This is a genomic window from Aliikangiella litoralis, assembly GCF_052495765.1.
Window position 1 is genome coordinate 3,486,047 of record NZ_CP199292.1, and the last position, 19,356, is coordinate 3,505,402.

At 36.1% G+C, this 19,356-nt stretch carries 21 protein-coding genes, 1 tRNA gene and 1 pseudogene; 9 read left to right on the forward strand and 14 right to left on the reverse strand.

Annotation, left to right across the window (positions count from 1 at the left end):
• Positions 1-222: 222 nt before the first annotated feature.
• The 3 genes and pseudogenes from ACT5E3_RS14355 (at position 223) to ACT5E3_RS14365 (ending at position 1,739) form a co-directional block, all read left to right on the forward strand.
• Positions 223-438, forward strand: a pseudogene (locus tag ACT5E3_RS14355) (DUF4031 domain-containing protein).
• The gene (locus tag ACT5E3_RS14360; protein WP_444994234.1) at positions 428-625 is read left to right on the forward strand and encodes a hypothetical protein; all 198 of its coding nucleotides are present in this window, start codon (positions 428-430) and stop codon (positions 623-625) included. The pseudogene ACT5E3_RS14355 and the gene ACT5E3_RS14360 overlap by 11 nt, the downstream one beginning before the upstream one ends.
• Positions 626-881: 256 nt before the next feature.
• Positions 882-1,739, forward strand: coding sequence for a YiiX/YebB-like N1pC/P60 family cysteine hydrolase (locus ACT5E3_RS14365; RefSeq protein WP_444994235.1), 858 nt, complete (start codon positions 882-884; stop codon positions 1,737-1,739).
• Between the two features lie 129 nt (positions 1,740-1,868).
• On the opposite strand, the gene ACT5E3_RS14370 is transcribed toward ACT5E3_RS14365, so the two are convergent.
• Genes ACT5E3_RS14370 through ACT5E3_RS14380 form a run of 3 tightly spaced genes read right to left on the reverse strand, consistent with a single transcriptional unit; the run spans position 1,869 to position 3,070 of the window.
• Positions 1,869-2,195: a hypothetical protein gene (locus ACT5E3_RS14370; protein ID WP_444994236.1), complete on the reverse strand. Its 327-nt coding sequence runs from the start codon at positions 2,193-2,195 to the stop codon at positions 1,869-1,871.
• Positions 2,196-2,229: 34 nt separating this feature from the next.
• Complete coding sequence (locus ACT5E3_RS14375) at positions 2,230-2,787, reverse strand: IS630 family transposase (protein ID WP_444998607.1); 558 nt, start codon at positions 2,785-2,787, stop codon at positions 2,230-2,232.
• On the reverse strand, positions 2,744-3,070 hold the full coding sequence (locus tag ACT5E3_RS14380; protein WP_444994237.1) for an IS630 transposase-related protein: 327 nt from the start codon (positions 3,068-3,070) through the stop codon (positions 2,744-2,746). The genes ACT5E3_RS14375 and ACT5E3_RS14380 overlap by 44 nt, the downstream gene beginning before the upstream one ends.
• A gap of 160 nt (positions 3,071-3,230) precedes the next feature.
• On the opposite strand from ACT5E3_RS14380, the gene ACT5E3_RS14385 reads away from it, so the two are divergent.
• Complete coding sequence (locus ACT5E3_RS14385; protein WP_444994238.1) at positions 3,231-3,887, forward strand: SOS response-associated peptidase family protein; 657 nt, start codon at positions 3,231-3,233, stop codon at positions 3,885-3,887.
• A 15-nt stretch (positions 3,888-3,902) separates the two neighbouring features.
• Here ACT5E3_RS14385 and ACT5E3_RS14390 read toward each other — a convergent pair whose 3' ends face one another.
• Entirely contained in the window at positions 3,903-4,169 is a 267-nt protein-coding gene (locus ACT5E3_RS14390; RefSeq protein WP_444994239.1) for a hypothetical protein, read from the reverse strand.
• Positions 4,170-4,305: 136 nt separating this feature from the next.
• On the opposite strand from ACT5E3_RS14390, the gene ACT5E3_RS14395 reads away from it, so the two are divergent.
• On the forward strand, positions 4,306-4,578 hold the full coding sequence (locus ACT5E3_RS14395) for a hypothetical protein (protein WP_444994240.1): 273 nt from the start codon (positions 4,306-4,308) through the stop codon (positions 4,576-4,578).
• Positions 4,579-4,580: 2 nt separating this feature from the next.
• Here ACT5E3_RS14395 and ACT5E3_RS14400 read toward each other — a convergent pair whose 3' ends face one another.
• Complete coding sequence (locus ACT5E3_RS14400) at positions 4,581-4,778, reverse strand: hypothetical protein (protein WP_444994241.1); 198 nt, start codon at positions 4,776-4,778, stop codon at positions 4,581-4,583.
• Positions 4,775-5,509 (reverse strand): hypothetical protein, encoded by a 735-nt coding sequence (locus ACT5E3_RS14405; protein WP_444994242.1) that lies wholly within the window; start codon positions 5,507-5,509, stop codon positions 4,775-4,777. The genes ACT5E3_RS14400 and ACT5E3_RS14405 overlap by 4 nt, the downstream gene beginning before the upstream one ends.
• A 120-nt stretch (positions 5,510-5,629) precedes the next feature.
• On the opposite strand from ACT5E3_RS14405, the gene ACT5E3_RS14410 reads away from it, so the two are divergent.
• Complete coding sequence (locus tag ACT5E3_RS14410; protein ID WP_444994243.1) at positions 5,630-5,836, forward strand: hypothetical protein; 207 nt, start codon at positions 5,630-5,632, stop codon at positions 5,834-5,836.
• Between the two features lie 493 nt (positions 5,837-6,329).
• On the opposite strand, the gene ACT5E3_RS14415 is transcribed toward ACT5E3_RS14410, so the two are convergent.
• Positions 6,330-6,406, reverse strand: a tRNA-Arg gene (locus tag ACT5E3_RS14415).
• Positions 6,407-6,628: 222 nt separating this feature from the next.
• Here ACT5E3_RS14415 and queG point away from each other — a divergent pair.
• On the forward strand, positions 6,629-7,777 hold the full coding sequence (gene queG / locus ACT5E3_RS14420) for a tRNA epoxyqueuosine(34) reductase QueG (RefSeq protein ID WP_444994244.1): 1,149 nt from the start codon (positions 6,629-6,631) through the stop codon (positions 7,775-7,777).
• A 32-nt stretch (positions 7,778-7,809) separates the two neighbouring features.
• On the opposite strand, the gene ACT5E3_RS14425 is transcribed toward queG, so the two are convergent.
• Together ACT5E3_RS14425 and ACT5E3_RS14430 are read right to left on the reverse strand one after the other, a co-directional pair.
• Positions 7,810-9,714 carry a hypothetical protein gene (locus ACT5E3_RS14425; RefSeq protein WP_444994245.1) on the reverse strand — a complete coding sequence of 635 codons (1,905 nt, stop codon included), beginning with the start codon at positions 9,712-9,714 and terminating at the stop codon, positions 7,810-7,812.
• 50 nt (positions 9,715-9,764) lie between these two features.
• The gene (locus ACT5E3_RS14430; protein ID WP_444994246.1) at positions 9,765-12,188 is read right to left on the reverse strand and encodes a serine/threonine protein kinase; all 2,424 of its coding nucleotides are present in this window, start codon (positions 12,186-12,188) and stop codon (positions 9,765-9,767) included.
• 351 nt (positions 12,189-12,539) lie between these two features.
• Between ACT5E3_RS14430 and ACT5E3_RS14435 the strand changes: the two genes are divergently transcribed.
• On the forward strand, positions 12,540-12,734 hold the full coding sequence (locus tag ACT5E3_RS14435; protein ID WP_444994247.1) for a DUF6316 family protein: 195 nt from the start codon (positions 12,540-12,542) through the stop codon (positions 12,732-12,734).
• A gap of 65 nt (positions 12,735-12,799) precedes the next feature.
• On the opposite strand, the gene tcdA is transcribed toward ACT5E3_RS14435, so the two are convergent.
• The gene (gene tcdA / locus ACT5E3_RS14440; RefSeq protein ID WP_444998608.1) at positions 12,800-13,591 is read right to left on the reverse strand and encodes a tRNA cyclic N6-threonylcarbamoyladenosine(37) synthase TcdA; all 792 of its coding nucleotides are present in this window, start codon (positions 13,589-13,591) and stop codon (positions 12,800-12,802) included.
• 182 nt (positions 13,592-13,773) lie between these two features.
• Between tcdA and ACT5E3_RS14445 the strand changes: the two genes are divergently transcribed.
• Positions 13,774-15,540 carry an acyl-CoA dehydrogenase C-terminal domain-containing protein gene (locus ACT5E3_RS14445; protein WP_444994248.1) on the forward strand — a complete coding sequence of 589 codons (1,767 nt, stop codon included), beginning with the start codon at positions 13,774-13,776 and terminating at the stop codon, positions 15,538-15,540.
• Between the two features lie 5 nt (positions 15,541-15,545).
• On the opposite strand, the gene hda is transcribed toward ACT5E3_RS14445, so the two are convergent.
• The 4 genes from hda to ACT5E3_RS14465 all read right to left on the reverse strand — a co-directional run bounded on the left by hda (position 15,546) and on the right by ACT5E3_RS14465 (position 19,319).
• The gene (gene hda, locus ACT5E3_RS14450; RefSeq protein ID WP_444994249.1) at positions 15,546-16,226 is read right to left on the reverse strand and encodes a DnaA regulatory inactivator Hda; all 681 of its coding nucleotides are present in this window, start codon (positions 16,224-16,226) and stop codon (positions 15,546-15,548) included.
• Positions 16,227-16,248: 22 nt separating this feature from the next.
• The gene (locus tag ACT5E3_RS14455; protein ID WP_444994250.1) at positions 16,249-16,854 is read right to left on the reverse strand and encodes a CDP-alcohol phosphatidyltransferase family protein; all 606 of its coding nucleotides are present in this window, start codon (positions 16,852-16,854) and stop codon (positions 16,249-16,251) included.
• Positions 16,851-18,125 (reverse strand): DUF2066 domain-containing protein, encoded by a 1,275-nt coding sequence (locus ACT5E3_RS14460; RefSeq protein ID WP_444994251.1) that lies wholly within the window; start codon positions 18,123-18,125, stop codon positions 16,851-16,853. Before ACT5E3_RS14460 ends, ACT5E3_RS14455 begins: the two co-directional genes overlap by 4 nt.
• Positions 18,126-18,338: 213 nt before the next feature.
• On the reverse strand, positions 18,339-19,319 hold the full coding sequence (locus ACT5E3_RS14465) for an FAD:protein FMN transferase (protein ID WP_444994252.1): 981 nt from the start codon (positions 19,317-19,319) through the stop codon (positions 18,339-18,341).
• Between the last annotated feature and the right edge of the window lie 37 nt (positions 19,320-19,356).

Sequence of the window (19,356 nt, forward strand, 5' to 3'; positions counted from 1 at the left end):
TTTTCAATATGGCACGCCATGAGCGACTCGAACGCCCGACCCTCAGGTTCGAAGCCAAGTTAATTACTCTTATTTATCAAAATCTTACAACACCTTTTTCCCACAAAAAACTCCAATTACACCCTTTATTTATCAATAGTTTACAAATTTCTTGTGGGAAAGATTATGCCTGTTTATGTGGATCGCCAAAGGAATAATTACGGGCGCATGAAGATGTGTCACATGTTAGCAGACACCGAAAATGAACTGCATGAAATGGCAGATAAAATCGGTATTAAAAGAAAGTGGTATTAAGCTAATGCAAGTACACCTCATTACGATATTTGCCAATCAAAAAGAAAACTAGCTGTTGAGTTTGGAGCTATTGAAGTGAACAGAAAGCAGACAGTTGAAATTATTAGAAAGCTAAGGAAAAGGAGATTAAAAAGTGACCTTTAAAAGAGAAAACAGATACATAGTTATTAAGCGTAAGCATTTGGATAGAACCAAAGAAAATGCGATTAGAAATTTCTTGCATGAAAATCAAATACCATCAATCGATAGTGTTGTTGTTGAATCTGATTGGCCCGAGTTTGAAAAAGTTTGGAATATGATTGAAAAGAGAATGAATCAATGTACCGAATAATGAATAAAGGCTTAGATGCTTACAGTTTCTCCCTCACTGATTAAGGCCATATTGAGAAAAAAAATATGGAAGATGAGAATACATCATTTAAAATTCTTACATAGTATATATAAATAATACTTACGGATTAGATTATTGCTACTATTAAGTTTAGAGTACTAATCATAGTTATTCTTATTTTATAGTTCGACCTCTACTATTTAAAATAATATATTTTTCGAGATAACAATGAATCTATCAAAAAAGAGTAGTTTTAATGAGTGAATATAGTAAACCATATTTCAATGAATTTCCTTTATCAGGTGATATAGCACTCACTTCGAGTGATAACAAACGATCTTCAATAATACGAAAGGCTGAGAAAATCTTTCGAGGAAAGGAAACAGAGTATTCTCACGCTATGATTTCAATTCAAGGTAATATTTGGTGTCATGCAGTAACTTCAGGTGTACAAATATTAACTTTTTGCGAAGCACTTGAAGATAAACTTAAAAAAAACCAATGCAAGATCCTTCGTTTTAAAGGCGCGGAACACAACGCGCTTTCGAACTCTAAAAACTGGTTGGAAGCAATGATGTTTTATGCCGAGCAAAATTATAACTATGGTTACTTCCTACCAAAGAGTAAATATGATCGTTCTTCTTTTTGTTCAGAATTAGTGGTAAAAATCTATGAAAAAGCAGCTCCAAATTTAAAGCTTGGTTTAAACTCAAGCGAAAGAGTAACTCCAGCAGATCTAGAAGAATTGCTGGATACGGAGCGCTGTGAAGATGTAACTCACATTTACAAAACTCATTATGAAGAAGAGTACTCAAATCATAATGAGTCTAAAACGAACGATGAAAAATGGAAATCTCGCTTGTTGCAAAATCGAGAACTATATAAGTTTCTGGGTGATTGGGATCTAGAAAGAGCAAAATCTAATGTCAAAAGAAGTAAGCTTCTTAGAAACATTTATGAAAAATTAAACTCTCATTACCCTCTATCTCTTTCGCGACTAAAAGACCATGAAAGAATACTAATTGAAAGTCGAGATGTTCTTTGGGAGCATACACGTGAAATTGATAAAGCTCTAATATTAGTGCGAAATGAGATTAAAAAATTTCAATCATGAATTAAGAGCTCCACATTATTGTACAACAACAAAAACAAGCTAATGCTCGCCGCTCAGTCTAAATACGAAAGCAGCGATAAATACACTATTTTTCAGCATGAGTTTTAATTACTAGTCAGGCATTTTACTTCATAAACATTGACGTGGTATAAGGCGTACAGATTGGCCATTTACAGAAAGCTTTCCATTTGAATAATCTACACGTGCATCAGTCCAGTATATTTCAGGATCGTGAAATAAGACTCCATTCACTTCTAAAAAACAGTAACTAGGCATATCCCAAGAAGTGATCGTAGCAAACAACTCCCAGGATAAACTTTCATCATGAGATTCATATAATGCTATAGCAATAGTGTGCCCTTTCAATAATTTCGGATTTCTATTAAAATATCCGGGCCTTTCTCTTTCAATCATTTTAAGTAATTTTTCTCGTGCTTCATCCGTGACTTCGAGCATCACATTTCACCTTTTAACATTCAGTATAGCTGGATCAGTTTATTTTGTCATATAGACAGTCCTCCTGAAATAACTCATCAACGGAACATCTTTTTTTTCGTCTGATAGCTTTAGCTTGCGCCCACTTTTTTTCAATCGGATTTAAGTCAGGGCTATAAGGAGGTAACCATTGCAAAATACATCCCTTTTTCTCAATAGCTTCACAGATGTCTTTACGCTTATGAAAGCTGGCATTATCCATCACAATCACCGCATTAGAGGGAACTTTAGGTAACAAATCTTGTGTTACCCAAGCATGAAAAACATCCGCATTAATACTTCCGGCAAACAAACTTAAAGTCACAAAGGTATTTCGGATAATTGCCCCAATAGCATTAATACGACCTTTGGCATGCCAATCATGAACACCATAACAGCGTTGACCTTTGTCCGAATAACCATGAGTACGAGGTGAGGATTGAGCAAATCCACTTTCATCCAAATAAACGACAGGCTTTCCTAACTGCTCGTACCGACTAAGTTGTTGTTGAAACCTCGCCCGCTTTAATTCATCTGCTTTGGGGTGGCACAGTGTTTTTTTTATAGCTCTTATTTAACCGTTTGAGAGCATCGTGAATACTCGGTTGCGAAACACCAAAGCGCTTGGCTCGTTCCCATTGATAATCATCAGGGAAATCTTCGACATCTTTTTTCAGTGTCTCCATGCAAAGCTTGATGCTGGGTCTATTTTTTTTCGCACAAGGCTCAATGTTTTTATTCCAACGAAGAAGGCTTCGCATGGATATATCAAAGTGCTCTCCGGTTTCTTCAAAGGTTAAACCGTGTTTCTGTTTATAAGCCAAGACGTGTTGGCGAAATGCTATCGGATAAGTCATGTGAGTATTATGCCATAATAAACCTATTTAGCTATAGCAAAATTCGCCACAACCTAAATCGATTATTAACAACGAGCAGTAATTCTAAACACAATGTATTTAATACGCAAAATAGATTCTCTGCTAAACTTCTAATATCTCAATGTTGGAAGTGTGAAGTATGTGCGGTGCAATTGGCAGAGTAATAGATAACCCTTTTGTTAGAGGGTTAATGGATATTCTTAATATCAGGCTCGACTCGAGTACTGACTATAATATTCGTCCTAATGCCTCGATTCCTATATCGATTGGCCGTGATGGTGGACCGGTTGGTGTTAATGCAAATTGGTGGCTATTCCAGACCAGGACAGAGAATGGCTACACATACGATAAACGCTATAAGAGCTTTAATACAACTAAAGCTAAGCTTTTCACTAATAGAAAGAAAGATTTCACTCATCATCGCTGTGTGATACCTGCTAGCTGCTTTTATGAGTGGAAAGGTAACCGATACAAAATAGAGCCAATTGATGATGCTATCGCTTTTGGTGGCTTATATAAAACATGGAAGACAGAAGACCCGGCAAATCCGCACTATTCATGCTCAGTGATTACTTTACCAGGACATTCAAAGCTTAAGCACATACATGAAAAGTCACTACCTTTGATGCTGCTCAAAGATGAAATTGAGCCCTGGCTTGATGATAGCTTTCATAATCCTGACTATTGGCTACCCACTTTAGAGTCAAAAATACGCTTTGATTTACGAGTAACGCCAGTTGATAAGAAAGACCCCAGTATTCAGATTGGGGACTCTGAAATTATTAAGGCTGATTAATGCGTTATATATGAATCAATTTTCCTTGTCACCTGGATGAAGACTGGAGGGACCAAAACGAACCTCAGTATGAACTGTATTTATTGTAGAAGAACGCATATCAGCTAACACAGGTCGTACGAGTGCATAACCGCCAGCATCTGGAGGTGCTTGAAATACATGCGCTGTTGCTACTCTCAATGCTGGAGCTGCTGCTGGTGCTGCTGGTGCTGCTGCTCCCCATCTCCCTCTAACTGGATTTCCATCTCTGCCAAACAGCACTCGTTCTCTATCATCATTCATGATTTTAACTCCAAAATCTCATAAGTTATGATTTGTTGGGATCTAAGAATAGTTCACGCGCGTAGCTCATTCAATAACCAATCTGAGATAATAAAAAGAGATATTTAGTACTATACTACTCATTTGAGTAGTTAACATGATAAAAAGAACGGAAATTCAAGCTGAGAAATTAGAGTATATTTGCGATGAGTGCAAAGCCGGTGTTATGCGCCTGGTACATTCTGCACCGGTTACTCATACTAATCCTAAGCAGTTCTTACACCGTTGCTCAAGCTGCAAAGTAGAAACTCACTTCACTTTTATATTACCAACAATTGTATTTAAAGAGCGTAAATTCATGCTTGCAGATTCATTGAGACAAACAGCAGTTAACCCATCATTCGATTTTAAGAGTGAAAAAGACAGCTGATATTAAGGTTTTTTCTTTGGTTCCAAGACTATTTTTTCACCGTCTTGTGATTTAACAACTATTTTAGCTTTGCGTAGCAAGCCTAAATCGAAGGCACTCTTCTCCTCTACGTGCTCTTCGAATGATTGCCCGTTTTCAAATTTTTTTGATATTTCTTCGCGTTCGAGTTCTTTCTCTTTGCGAAATTCTTCAATACTCATGCTTTAACTCTAGCTTGACGCTTTCTTTCTATTCTAGTCATACATGCGGCCAGATGTCTACTTTTAAAGCTTTCAGGGTAGTTTATATGAGATTTTGGAATAGAATCGAGTATATCTATGCCGAATTGGCTAAATATCTGTATACCATCCCTGTTTTCAGCCATATATAAAATGTCGGCAATTTCCTTGCTGGCAAACCGATAACCTCCCCCACTTAATAAGGATTCAATAAAGTGGCCTGTAATCTTCACACAAGCTTTTAATTGGTCCATGCTGTGTTTATCTCTTCGCCTTAATGTGATCACATTGGCTATTCGAGTCTTTAACATGCCAACCGGATTTAGAACTTTAATTGTAGTGCTGCCTAGTTCAAGTTCAGCGGAGTATTTCTCTACTTCCATTTTGTTTAGTCCTGCAACAGTACTAAGAACATCAATAGTCAGCTTTTTGCCACCGGCAACAGGAACCTTAAAAACACCGACTTCAGGTGTCATATCGCCCCAACCAGGAATAGCGGCGCGCGTATTAAGTAGCTTTTCTAATTTTTGCACTGTTTTTTTAGTACCTAAAATATCTACATCTTCAGTAGCTACCTGTAAATTATTATGCCCCTGACTTTCATAATGGACAGCCCAAATCAATAAGCATTGCCCACCAACCAGAACTACTGAATTGCTATTTTGAACCTCGTCAAAAATCTTAAGTAAAATATTAGTTGCGACCGGTAACATGTAAAATCCTTGTCTTTTAAACTTCTTCTGAACATCTATATCATATCGCAGGATGCGAGTGATAGAATATCGAAAAGTCGGCAAATTCAGAAAACATCTCAATTCTTCAAGGATGGTTCAGTGAAAAACACTACTTATTTAATATTGCTACTGATTTCTAACATTGCTTATGTAAACAATGAAGAGTGTCCAGCGAGCATTTGCGAAGGCATGTTTATCATTCTAAACGACTCTAATTTAAAGTATGAAAGAGATTATCAGAAAGCAACTTGTGCATATATCAAGTTGAAGTTGCTTTGCCCGACAACACACGCGTTGACTGCTTAACGGATATTCATGCAATTGAATTCGACTTTGCAAAAAAATGGGCGGAGGCTGTGGGCCAATCTCTCTACTACGCTTTCCAAACTAACAAAAAAGCCGGAATTGTATTAATCTTCAAAAAACCAAGTGACATCGACTACTATCATCGTTTAATGCCAGTAATTAATCACCATAAGTTAAATTCGAATTTAATCTGAATTATTTTTATAACATTTGTCATTTGCACGAACATCTTGAATATTTTAAAACTGACTCAGTTTAGAGCAATTGATTAAAACCTGTAAAAAGAATAATCTTAGCTTTAACTTTTTCTATTCACCTAATTGATAGCCCAAAGTTCTAGTGATCATAAAAATTATAAATCAGAGAAAGCAAAAGCAATCTATTTGCGTAAAACAAAACGGACTGAGAGCACTAAATAATGCATTTTTTGTAGGAAAATTTGTGGGAAAATGAAAAAGGGTTAGTAACTGCTATCACCAACCCGTTTACAATATGGCGCGCCATGAGCGACTCGAACGCCCGACCCTCAGGTTCGAAGCCTGATGCTCTATCCAGCTGAGCTAATGGCGCGGATTATTAAGCCGCTAATCTAACTGAATGGCCCCTAAGACTCAAGTTATTTTACAATAAATTATTACTAAAACCGCTAAATACGCCTCAACAATCATCACTTGGCTAAATTTCGAACAAATTCCTTTTATTTTATTATTTCAACGCTACTCGACAAGTTAAGCTAGGAGTATAATCACAACTTACTATTCTCAAAAATTCTTAAAATAGTTAAACCAATTCATGAATATACCAGTTGATCAACTTGAAAATATCAAACAACATATCCAGCTTTTAGCTAAAGAATATGGTTTTCAAGATGCTCGTATTAGTGATATTTCAACTCAGGGCTATTATGAAAAACTAGAGTCTTGGCTTGAAGAAAAATTACATGGCGACATGTCATTTTTTGAAAGAAACCAAAACTTAAGAAAAAATCCTGCGGAATTACATCCCGGTACAATCAGAGTCATATCCTTACGTTATGATTACCTACCTGAAAAAGCCAGCTTTTCTACTCCATTAAAAAACGCTAATCTGGCTAATATTTCTCGTTATGCTTTAGGTAGAGATTACCACAAGCTTATGCGTAAAAAATTAGATCGTTTATGCAAAGCTTTAAGTGAACACTTTCAAATAGAAGAGCAATTAGATTACAGAGTATTTGTTGATAGTGCGCCAGTTATGGAAAGTTGTTTTGCAGAAAAATCTGGACTAGGTTGGAAGGGAAAACATACCTTAATTATTAATCAAGATGCTGGCTCTTGGTTTTTTCTAGGGGAAATATTTATTAACTTGCCGCTACCTATCGACGCAAAAGTAGAAGCTCAATGTGGTAGCTGTAACGCTTGTATCAATTTGTGCCCAACTAACGCAATAGTAAAACCGAATAAAGTTGACGCTACACGTTGTATCTCTTATTTAACGATAGAAAACAAACAAGCAATTCCTATTGAGTTACGCCCTCAAATTGGCAATCGAATTTATGGCTGCGATGACTGCCAATTGGCATGCCCTTGGAATCGTTATGCCCAAACGACACTTGATAAAGATTTTCAACCTCGACATAATTTAAATGATATAAGCTTGCTCGAATTATGGCAGTGGACACAATCAGAATTTGAAAACAAACTCTCTGGTAATCCAATACGTCGAATAGGTTACAATAGTTGGTTAAGAAATTTAGCCGTGGCAATTGGCAATGGTGAATACTCTCAAGAAGCGGTAATGGCATTAGAAAGTAAAAAAACTGAAGCCAATGAAATGGTATTAGAGCATATTAATTGGGCCATAGCCCAATTAATATCACGTCAAAAAACAACATTGAATTTAAATAATAAAACACAAAAATTAATCAACTGCGTTACAAACATGCTTCCTCGCGACGCATAAGATGCATTAGCATAAGATGATTGTAACTCCCTTTACTCTAGTACTTGTGACTTTGCTAGCTCATACCAAGCTTTCACATCTCGCCCCTTTCCCTCAGCGATTACAATTGCATTAGCCAAAAGTTCTACAGAAGAACTTTTATTACCTTGTGCATTAACTTCTAGCGATTTTTGATAAAAGACCTGTTCTGGATTTTGCAAATATTCAGCTAATTTATCGCCCAAATTACTGGCAAGCACAGAAGCTAATTCATCCATAATTTTAATATCAGATGGTAAGTCAGCTTTAACATATGGCTGATGAAAATCGCCTTTTTGAAGCTCATTGATAGATTCACCGCTAAATTCATTTTCTTTAACAAAATTGTCAGTTAATAAAATACTCCCGTTTGCAGGCTCAATAATTCTAAAAGCAACTTCAGCAATAGCTTGTTTACTAATATGCTCAACCGACAGTACAACATCTTCATTAATTGGTGTTTCTAAATATTGCTTAGGCGCTTCTCCTCTTTTTCTTTTTGACCATTTTTGGTAGTCTTCTGTTTCGACTCGATTAACGCCAACTTGAACATTTTGACTTCTTTTTCCTGTATTTTGCGAAGTTTCAATTGCCGCTTGAAGTATTTCTCCATCAATTTGTAAAATCAAACCATCATAGGCATTAGCTTCTGTTCCCTTTACTTCAGTAACAATTAACAACTCATTACCAAGCTTTTCAAACAGTATTTTTTCTAATTTTCTTCCAATCCTCCGTCCCATAGAAGCAACAACAGTGTTTTGAGAAGGAATTTCTTTAAAATCAGCAACCGATAACTTTGTCATTGCTCTATCTTTAACAGATTCATTTATCTTCCGTAGCTCGGTTTTTAAACCTGGGTAATTACTATCAAACTCGGAAATAGTTCTAAGTAAAATTTGTTTATTACCCAACCCCAGGTTTTCCTTTTTAAACTTGGTCATCAGTAAATCAAGATACTTCTTTTCTTGAATAAAACCTTTTTCAGAAATACCGAGCTTATCTTGTATATCTCGACCTTTAACGAAATTGTTATACGCAGTTAATAAATTACCATTTTTATACGCTTTTTGGGCGCTAGCTGCAAAATAATTAGCAAGCAATATAATACTGTTATGCATTGATTTTTTTAGCTGCAAAAAAATAGGTTTATCTGCAACATTCATCATCGCTTGATAAGCAGACTCGGGCTTACCACTTTCTAATGCAAACCGAAAATCTTTCTCAAACTGTCCTGCTTGCGCTTGCGACAGCATTGATTCAAACTGAATATTACCAGGATCTAACATGAGACCACCTTTTGCAGAAACAATGGCAGTGTTAAACATGCGGTTTGCCAACCCTTCATTTCCCTCACTTTGCAACACAGTAAGAAGCTTCTCGTTAGCTTCTTGGTAGCTTGCATATTCAGGCTGCGACTCACCCGCTAAATTAGCCGCTCGTTTTAAAGCCATAACACTAGCCACTCTATCCTTGCCCTCTTCCTTAGATTCAGAAACGGCAGCATTAATCATTTGATTGAGCTGTTTGATTGCTTGCTCTATTTTTGGTGAAATTCTTGCGTAATCGGTTGCTGACCACTCATTCATAGGCGCAATAGATGCTTGAAGCGCTAATAATTGCTGGCGACTGACAGAGTTATTATTCTGATTAAATTGTGTTAATAGCTGATCAACTTTATTACTTTTATCTTTTACTAATAGTTGAGCTATTTTAGAGCGTGTTGCAACCGCTTCTTTTTTTGTACTACCACTACTTTCATTAATAATACCAGAGACTTTTTGATATAAGTTCTGCAAATTGCCTGACCTTTGTGCAGCATCTATTTCTGCACTAGAAATAAGTGCTTTATTAGGCCCTCCACAAGCAATAAGTGTAATTAGTAATACACTGGCTAATATTTGATTCAGTCTTTCCTGCATAATCATACGCCCTTTTATATCGACATTAATGAATGTTTTTTATTATATAATTAATGATTAATAATATCTTTCTGCTTACTTTTTTCTTCTAGCTTTTCTGAAGTTTCTACTTTTTCCAATTTATTATCTATGTTGGTTTCACTTTTTTGTTCTACTGGTTTATCTTCAACTTCTGGTTTATTTTCAACTTTAACAGGCTCAGATTCATTAACTTTATCATCAATTATTTCATCAGGAAGCTGGGTCACCTGTTCATAAAAAACCATATATTCCGGATGTTCATCTTGAAATAGTTTTAATTTTGTTAACCACAAGTTCGCATTTCTCTTATCACTTTGTATAATAAACTGGCTTAGATTTGACTTGATTTTTTCTTCTATTCTTTTTAAACCAACACTTGCTTCTTGATTGGTATGATCTAATGCTAGAACCATACGATACTTTGCAACAGCATTATTGCCTTCAGGCATTACTAAAACACCTTGTTTTTCTAAGTTTCTCGCTGAATCTAAACTACCCAGCAGTTGCATTTGAACCATTGGGTCATTTAACTTTTCTTGCCTGGCAAGCTCTTCTTGTCTGGCTTTTTCAGCAAGTGCTGCTTTTTTCTTTCTCGCTTCAAGTTCAACTAAATACACCTTTTCTTTTTCACTAATATTCTGTCTAATCTGATTTTTCTTTAACTGATCGTCAGACAAACTGTTGTAACGAGTAAGTAACGTTTTAGCTTTAGAAAAAGCTCTTTCCGATATTGATTCTTCAATTAATTTTTCGTATGCATTAGCGACAGAAACCAGTTTGTCTTTTGCTTTTTGATTATCAGGTTCTAACTGCAAAACTTGTTCAAAATAGCTAATTGCATTATCACCTTGTGGAGAGGAAAGTCTTTTTTCTGCTAACGCCAATTCCCCTTTTTTCAATAGCTCATTCACTCTATTTTCTTTTTTGCTTCTATCACTTTGCGCAGTATCATATTGCGCTTTTAAATTTTCAACATTTGTTGCTGTAGCCCCAAGCAAAGCATATTCAGGTTCTTCAAATTTTACTAATGCAATCCACTCATTGGCTACCTCAAAATTATTTTTTTCAGCCTGTGCTGTTGCTTCCATTAAACTAGTGCTTAAAATATTTTGATAAATTAATTGAGCATTTTTATTATTCGGTTCTATCGCATTAACAGCCGAAATAAGCTTTAAAGCTTTTTTCATATCGTTAATATTGTGTGGTAAAAACTGCACTAATGCGTCAGCTTCTTGTAATAACTTGCCAGCATTTGGAGCATCATTTTGCGCATTACTATTGGCTAATGGTTGAGCCTTTTCAGTTTCCAGGACTTGCTTAGTATTAACTTTATTACCATCTTTGCTTGCCAAAATATCATTGGATGCAGTAACAACAGGTTGCTCTCCCAGTATCAGCTGACTAACTTGAGGATACCATCTATCTTTAGTCGTAAAAGCACCAGCACCAATAACAACAACAGATATAACTCCTACAATTAAAGGCAATTTACTTTTGCTGTTGACTTCCAGTGTTTGATATCTATTTTCTGTATGTAGATCGTCGAAAGCTTCGGACTCGTCATGATCATCAATGATCAATTCGCTATGTTGACTTTGCTGAGCAACCGCTTCAGCTTCTATTGTTGTTGTCGTTTTTCTTTTTTGACTTTTGCCCGTTTTCTCAAATGCCTGAATAGCCTTTGCTAGTTCGTTACCAGTTTGAAAACGCTTTTTAGGATCTTTAGATAATAAAAGCTCTAACAGCCATTGATAATGATTCAAACGAGCCGGCAAGGTAGGCATTGGTTTAGTAACATGCTTAATGCAAACGGCCACAGAGTCTTCGCCTGTGTAAGGCACGCTGCGAGTTAACATCTCAAATAAAATAATACCTAAACTGTAAAGATCTGAACGTCCATCAACCGTTTTTCCTCGACATTGTTCAGGGCTCATGTATTCAGGTGTGCCAATAAGCTTACCGGTTTGTGTCATTTGGGTCGATGAATTTGAAGCTTTAGCTATTCCAAAATCAGTTAGTACTGGTTCACCATCACTATCAAATAAAATATTTTCAGACTTTACATCTCGGTGAATATAACCTTTGTCATGAGCAAAATGTAGTGCTTTAGCTAACTTACTAATGATGCTTAAGCAATCACGCGTTTTCATGCCTTTTGCAATGCGTGTTTTGAGATCTTCACCAGGCATATATTCCATTGCTAAATAATAAAAGTTGCCACTTTCTCCGACATCATAAACAGTGACAATACTTTTATGCGATAGCTTAGCGACAATTTTAGCTTCGCGAATGAAACGTTCACCAAAAGTAGGATCCGCAGCCAAGGCTGGCGACATAACTTTTAAGGCAACCTCTCGATCAAAACCTTGCTGAATCGCTAAATAGACAGTTGCCTGCCCTCCCACACCGAGAGTTCTGATAATTTTGTAGCCTGGTATTTCAATGGCACTCACTGACTATAACTCCAATTAACTATATTTTTATTATTTGCTCTAACCCAATTGATCGTTTTTACCAATAGATTGTCATTAAAATAAGTGCTTTAAAAATAAAACGTTATTCAATATTAACATCTACAATAGATGTAGTGAAATATCTCTCAATAAGAATCTTAATTTTAGCCTAAAATAGCCAAGATGTGTTGCTCTATTGATGAATGAGTGGCATTTCCTAATATCATCGTAATAGCATTTGCTTATCAAGCAAGCATCTTTAAGTAAAATTCCTTATTAACCTATTGCCTATAACTTAAGCTACACTTAAATGGTGTTTTAATCAGAATTTTGCGGAAGAGGAATAAGCTAATGAGGTTAAGAGCAGGTGAAAAATCTCGTCCTTGGTTTAGATCTGATCGTTATTACCACACCAATGATGGCTGGTGGTTTCTCACTAGAGAAAAGTCAGAAGAAGGACCTTTTCATACTCAAATCGAAGCAGAGAATGAGTTAATACTCTATATCAGAAGATTAAATCAATTAAGTCAATTTTCGAAAAATTGAATAAATAAGCGATATACAGTTAACCATTTTTACAAGCAAAAAATCTCAATGAAATATTTTATCTTTTATTGAGATTTTTGTTTTTTTATAATTCTATTGATTACCCTTGATGCGGCAACCATACCAAAAGTTGCGGTCACGACTACACTAGCTCCTAAACCTCCACTACAATCTAACTTGACACTACCATCAACGAACTGTTTTTGTTTGCAAAGTCCTCCATCAGGTGTTGGATAGGTCAGCTGTTCTGTAGAATAAACACATTCAACACCAAATTTGCGTTTAGTATTTTTAGAAAAATGATGCTTTCTACGCAACTCACTGCGAACCTTAGCAGCTAACGGATCTTGATAAGTTCGACTCAAATCCGCAACGTCAATTTTTAATGGGTCAACCTGACCGCCTGCTCCCCCAGTAGTGATGATTTTAATTTTATTTCTACGGCAATAGGCAATTAAAGCAACCTTTGCTGGCACACTATCAATAGCATCAATAACATAGTCAGGGTTATCAGATAATAGCTCGGCTTGATTATCAGCACTGATAAAGTCTGCTATTGGATTGACCTTACAAAGCGGGTTGATCGCTTGAATTCGCTCAGCAATAGACATAACTTTTAACTGCCCGACAGAATTGATATTCGCGTGTATTTGTCGATTGGTATTGGTCACACAAATATCGTCTAAGTCAATTAAGTTAATATGCCCAACTCCAGTTCTGGCCAAAGCCTCAGCGGCCCAACTACCAACACCACCAATTCCCACAACACTAACTTTAGCATTGCGTAAATGCTCTAAGCCTCTTTGACCATATAAACGCTGAGTGCCACCAAATCTTAGTTTTTCTGTTTCTTGCATCAACTTATTCAAACTACTTGCTCTAAACTCTTTATAGGATGATTATATCACTTTCAAAACGTAGACCGTTTAATGAAAGAAATATTTCGATTTATTTTTCTACTTGACCTACCTCATCTGACCAGTTAAATTATTTTAGCCTGAGTTCATCAGGTTAGTTTATATCACTAAGGAGACTTTTTATGCCTCAGTACAGCGCGCCAATTAACGAATTTCAGTTTATATTACATGACTGGTTAAATATCACTCAACATTACCAAGAAATTGGAGCCGAAGATGCTGCCGATCGATCCTTGATTAATGCAATACTGACAGAATCAGCCCGTTTTACTGAAGAAGTGATTTCTCCCCTAAATTACAAAGGCGATCAGCAAGGTTGTACGATTTCTGATGGCCAAGTAGGTACGCCCAACGGTTTTACTGAAGCTTATCAACAATATTGCGAATCTGGCTGGGCTTCATTAGCTTGTTCAACTGAATATGGTGGACAAGGTCTTCCCTACTCTCTTTCGAGTGCACTTTCAGAAATGGTTTCTTCAGCTAACAGCGCTTGGGGAATGTATCCCGGACTAACTCATGGTGCAATTAGCGCTTTAGAACATCATGCCGGTGAAAGTTTAAAAAAAGCTTTTTTGCCCAAGTTAATTTCTGGGGAGTGGACAGGAACCATGTGCTTAACTGAGGCACATTGTGGTTCCGATCTAGGTTTAATCAAAACGAGTGCGGTTGCAGATAAAAATGGGGATTACCTTATTTCTGGCAGTAAAATTTTTATTTCTGCTGGTGAACATGATATGTCAGACAATATTATTCACTTAGTGCTTGCTCGCTTAAAGGGCTCTCCAGCAGGTACAGCCGGCATTTCATTGTTTTTAGTACCCAAAATGCTTAAACCATGCCCAGAACAACTCACAGATAATCAAGTCACTTGTAGTTCTATTGAGCACAAAATGGGCATTAAGGCATCGGCTACTTGCGTGATTAATTTTGATCAATCAAAAGGCTATTTAATTGGTGAAATCAATAAAGGTTTAAGCTGCATGTTCACCATGATGAACAAAGCTAGACTAGCAACAGGCATACAAGGCTATGCTATTGCTGAACTTTCTCGTCAGGCATCATTACAATATGCCAAAGAACGCGTTCAAATGAGGGCTTTGTCTGGCGCTCATAGTCCTGACTTACCTGCCGATCCAATTATTGTACACCCAGATGTTAAACGTATGCTGTTTATTCAAAAAGCACTGGTTGAAGGATGTAGAGGATTAGCTTTTTATGCCGCGACTCTAGTTGATAAAGTTGAGTCAAATAATGATCCTGACCTTAAATATGAAAAGCGTTTAAGTTTATTAACACCTATTTGTAAAGCCTTTATGTCTGAAGCGGGTTTTGAATCTTGCAACCTTGGGCTTCAGGTATTTGGAGGCCACGGATACATAACAGAATCTGAAATGGAACAACAAGTTAGAGACTCTAGAATTGCTTCTATTTATGAAGGGACTAATGGCATTCAAGCGATAGACCTGCTTGCTAGAAAAGTATTAAGAGATAACCAACAAACATTAAAACTATGGATAGAAGATATTCAACAAACAACGAGTCTAGCACCCGCTAACTTAGCTATTTATGCAAATGATTTATCTGAACTTTGCGATGAATGGTTAAATTTAACAAAAACCGTTGAAGAAAAAGTACAGGAAGATGCTAATGAAATTGGTGCTGCAGCATATGATTTTTTAATGTACTCAGGGTACATTAGTGTTGCTTATATTCTTTTACAGCAAGCAAGTTGTGTTGAACAAAGTCAACAAACTGATACATTTAAGCGAAGTAAAAAACAAACTCTCCGGTTTTACTTTGAACGATTATTACCGAGAACACAAACTCATAAGAGCTTAATAATGAGTGGCGTTGGAGCGTTGCAGTGCGATGAGTTTGAGCTGGATTAATTCAATTAATCCAGAATTTCTTTAACTAAAGGAATAGTAATTTTTCTTTTTAAAACAATGCTGGAACGATCGAGCTTATCTAATATATTAATTAGCTCTTTTACCGAGCGACTATATCGAGTTAAAATAAAGCGAGCAACATCTGAAGATATATCTAAACCTCGGTTAGCGGCTCTATTTTTAAAAAAATCCGCTTTCTGTTCATCATTCAAACCTTCTAACTTATATATTTCCATCGCACCTAAGCGTGATTTTAAATCAGCTAAATTAATTGAAAGTGCAGAAGGAGAAGCGTCAGCAAAAACAACGAGTGTTTTCTTTTCAGACTTTAGATTATTGTATAAATCAAACAAACCAACTTCCCACTGGTTTTGCCCAACAATACTTTCAAAGTTATCGATACATACAAAATCCATAACCGCCATGCCTTGCAAAACATCAGGTGTTAGAGCTTTATTATCGAGCGGAAAATAAGCGGCAGAAAGTTCATGCTGATTAAAGCTGTGGCAAATAGCATTTGCTAAATGAGTTTTACCCGTTTCAGCATTACCCCAAACAAAAATAAAATCACCTTGATTATTAACTAATTGCTTTAAACGACTAACTAGCTGCAAATTATTTTTTTCAAAATAATTATCAAATTTAGCAGAATCATCAAGCTGAATATTTAGTGGTAGTTGTAACATTAAACAATATAACTTTCTTTAGTTAGTTTGTTGGTTTTTCATCATGATGCTCAGACTCTTTTTTTGATAAAAGCGCTTTCTCTTTTATTGCTTGAGAAAATTTATTGCCCCACACCCAACCATAATGAATACCACTAGTAATTGTTGTTACATAAGTTAGAAGAATTAAACTTTTTATAAGCATATCTGGTAATGAATAATAGCCTAGTGAAACTAACAACACTGTAACTAAAAGTAGTTGCACAAAAGTATTGAGCTTAGACAAATTACTTGGCTGCATATCATAGGGGCCTAAGCGGTAATGAAAATAATAAGCACCAGCAACAATGTATATATCTCTGATAAGAACAATCGATAATAAAGTCCAACTCAGCTTCTGGTTGTATGCAAGTATTGTAATCGTAATAACCAGTAAAGCTTTGTCAGCTAAAGGGTCTAAAATTGCACCAAATCGACTAACCCATGAAAATTGTTTTGCAAGAAACCCATCTAATGCATCAGAAAATCCTGCAACAACAAATAAAACTAAAGCAATAAAGTATTGCTCACTTAACAAAAATAAAGTCAGAGGTACAAGTAGTACTACTCGCATTAATGTTATTAAGTTGGGTAAAAAGCTTAAATTCATTCAACCCACCGATAATACAAAATAACAGGCTCTGTACTATCAGATTCCAATGTTGGTTTTATGGGCTCAGACAAAGAGTCATTAGCATTATTTTCTAAGTCTGTAGCTGTATTATTTTCTAGCAAAGCGCCTTGGTGATTCTCTTTTAATTTTTCACTTGAACTCACTTCTGTTTTAACTCGGTTGTCCTGATTTGCGACATTCTGATTTGCAACATCCTGATTTGCAGTACGGGCAAATAAGTTATAATTAGGCTCAGGCTCTTCAATAAGTTTTTTACCAAGCTCTATGCCATCCTTAACACTTTGAATATCACCCAATAGCGAAACATTAAAACGAACAACGGTTGAAACCAACTCATCAACTTCAACTTTTCTAATTGATGATAAATTTTCCAAGTAATGCTGAACTCTTTTAAAGTGGTTAAAGTTTCTAATATTGGATATTTGTAAACTGATTTTATGGCTTTCTGCCGCTTCAACCACACAATACTTTTCACACAAAAGTTCTGCTAAACGATTAGATAAAGTAGCCACTAGCATTTCTAAAGTTGACTCAGAAAAAGATAATACTTTTTCATTTCCCTGATTAATGTATGATAGCTTTACTTGCCATTGCTCCCCCAATCGAGTCACCCTTCCGGCAACAATAGAGTCGGCCTGGTAACGTTCGCTTGCTTCTACTATAGGGTTGTTAAATCTTCCCCATATATCACTGATATTAACATTAATCTGATCCTCTAAATCCATTAATGGCAAAATAACGGGTATACCTCTGCGTTTTGTATGCCTGGTTAATAGGTCAGAAAAGCTGCCTTCTTGAAGATCTTGTTTAATAATCTCACGCTTAAAGTTTTCTTCTATTGCCAACCATAATATGCTAATTGGTCGGTTACTTCCCCAAATGGGCATACCAGCTTCTTGGATTAATTCATCAACAAGTCTAGGAGCAAAGTTCAAATACAGTACAAATGGCAGCTCCTTGCTAGAAGTGTTTGATGCATATTCATACCTTTGTAGGTAAGACGTAACCTTACTATAAGCTTGCTGAACTTCATAAGCACTCAATACCTGTTCACTACCACTTTTACGTACAAGTACTTCTTTAAAACCTTCTAGAGTCGCTTTCCAACGAACGCTGGATGATTGATTTTTCACCTCTACATGGACTTCATAAAGACCTTCGACCTCAACCGCTTGAGATGAATAGCAAAATGCTAAACAGGCGAATATAGCTAAAGCTGATGTAATTTTACCCAATAATCTATTCATGCACTTCCCACTTTATAATTGGATGCTAATGATAATCTAACTCGCATATAGAACCAATAGCCGATGACTAACTTATTTTGCTTCTGACTATTGAGACATTAACAGATAAGGAATGTTTAATAAGTAGATATACCCATCTCACTAAAGAATACTACTCATCCTTATGCAACATTCTCGATTTGAGATTTTCAAATAATTTTCTAGCGTATGTTCTTACTCTACAGATGCTAAATCCTTTGATACAAACAACTTTCCGTGTTTATCTACCATTATTGCTGAAACATTAGGCATTGCATTAATCAAATCCATGCCAGGCTTAATACCTAAAACAAATATACTAGTGGAAAGAGCATCAGCGGTGGTCGAATCGTCAGCAATAATTGTTGCGCTGCGAATATCTCTGACAGAATCACCTGTTTCAGGGTTAATAATGTGATGGTAACGAACACCACCTTCTTCAAAATATCGCTCATAATCACCAGAAGTAGAAATTGCAGCAGCTTCTAGAGGTAAATTAGCCAACAACTTTTTCTCATTTCGAGGATGTTTTATGCCAATATACCAGAGGCGATCATTTTTCTTACCAATAATACGACTATCACCCCCGGCATTAACATAGGCATTAACAATACCTGCTTTTTGCAAAATATGAATACTTTGATCAACAGCATGACCTTTTGCTATCCCACCTAGGTCAATTTTTACTCTTTTATCAGTAAAAAATACACTATTATCCTTTTCGTTAAGCACAATTTTTTGATAGTTGATGGCTTCTTTTAGCTCTGCTATTTGCTTTGCAGTAGGCTTCTTATTCTGTCTATAGTCATATAAATAGCCAACGCTTGAAAAACTGATATCAAATGCCCCTTTAGTCAGATTTGAGAAGTGTTGGGAACGAACTAATAAATCATAGAACTCTTTTGAAACCTTAATTGGTTTACTCCAAGCACTATTATTTAATTGAGATATTTCACTTTTAGGCTTGTAGGGACTCATCAAACGGTCAATTCGATTCATTTCATCAACAACAGCTTGAATAAGTAATTGCGCTTGATGCTTATCATTCCACTCAAACTCAACTTTAGCTTGAGTGCCCATGACTTCAAAAGAATGTTGATACCAATCTGCTTTTGCCGGTATCACATAAAACAACGCTGACAAAAGCATCATTTGAAATATTATTTTAACGTTCAAAGTTTCCACCTAAAAATCAATATTACTCACATTAGTC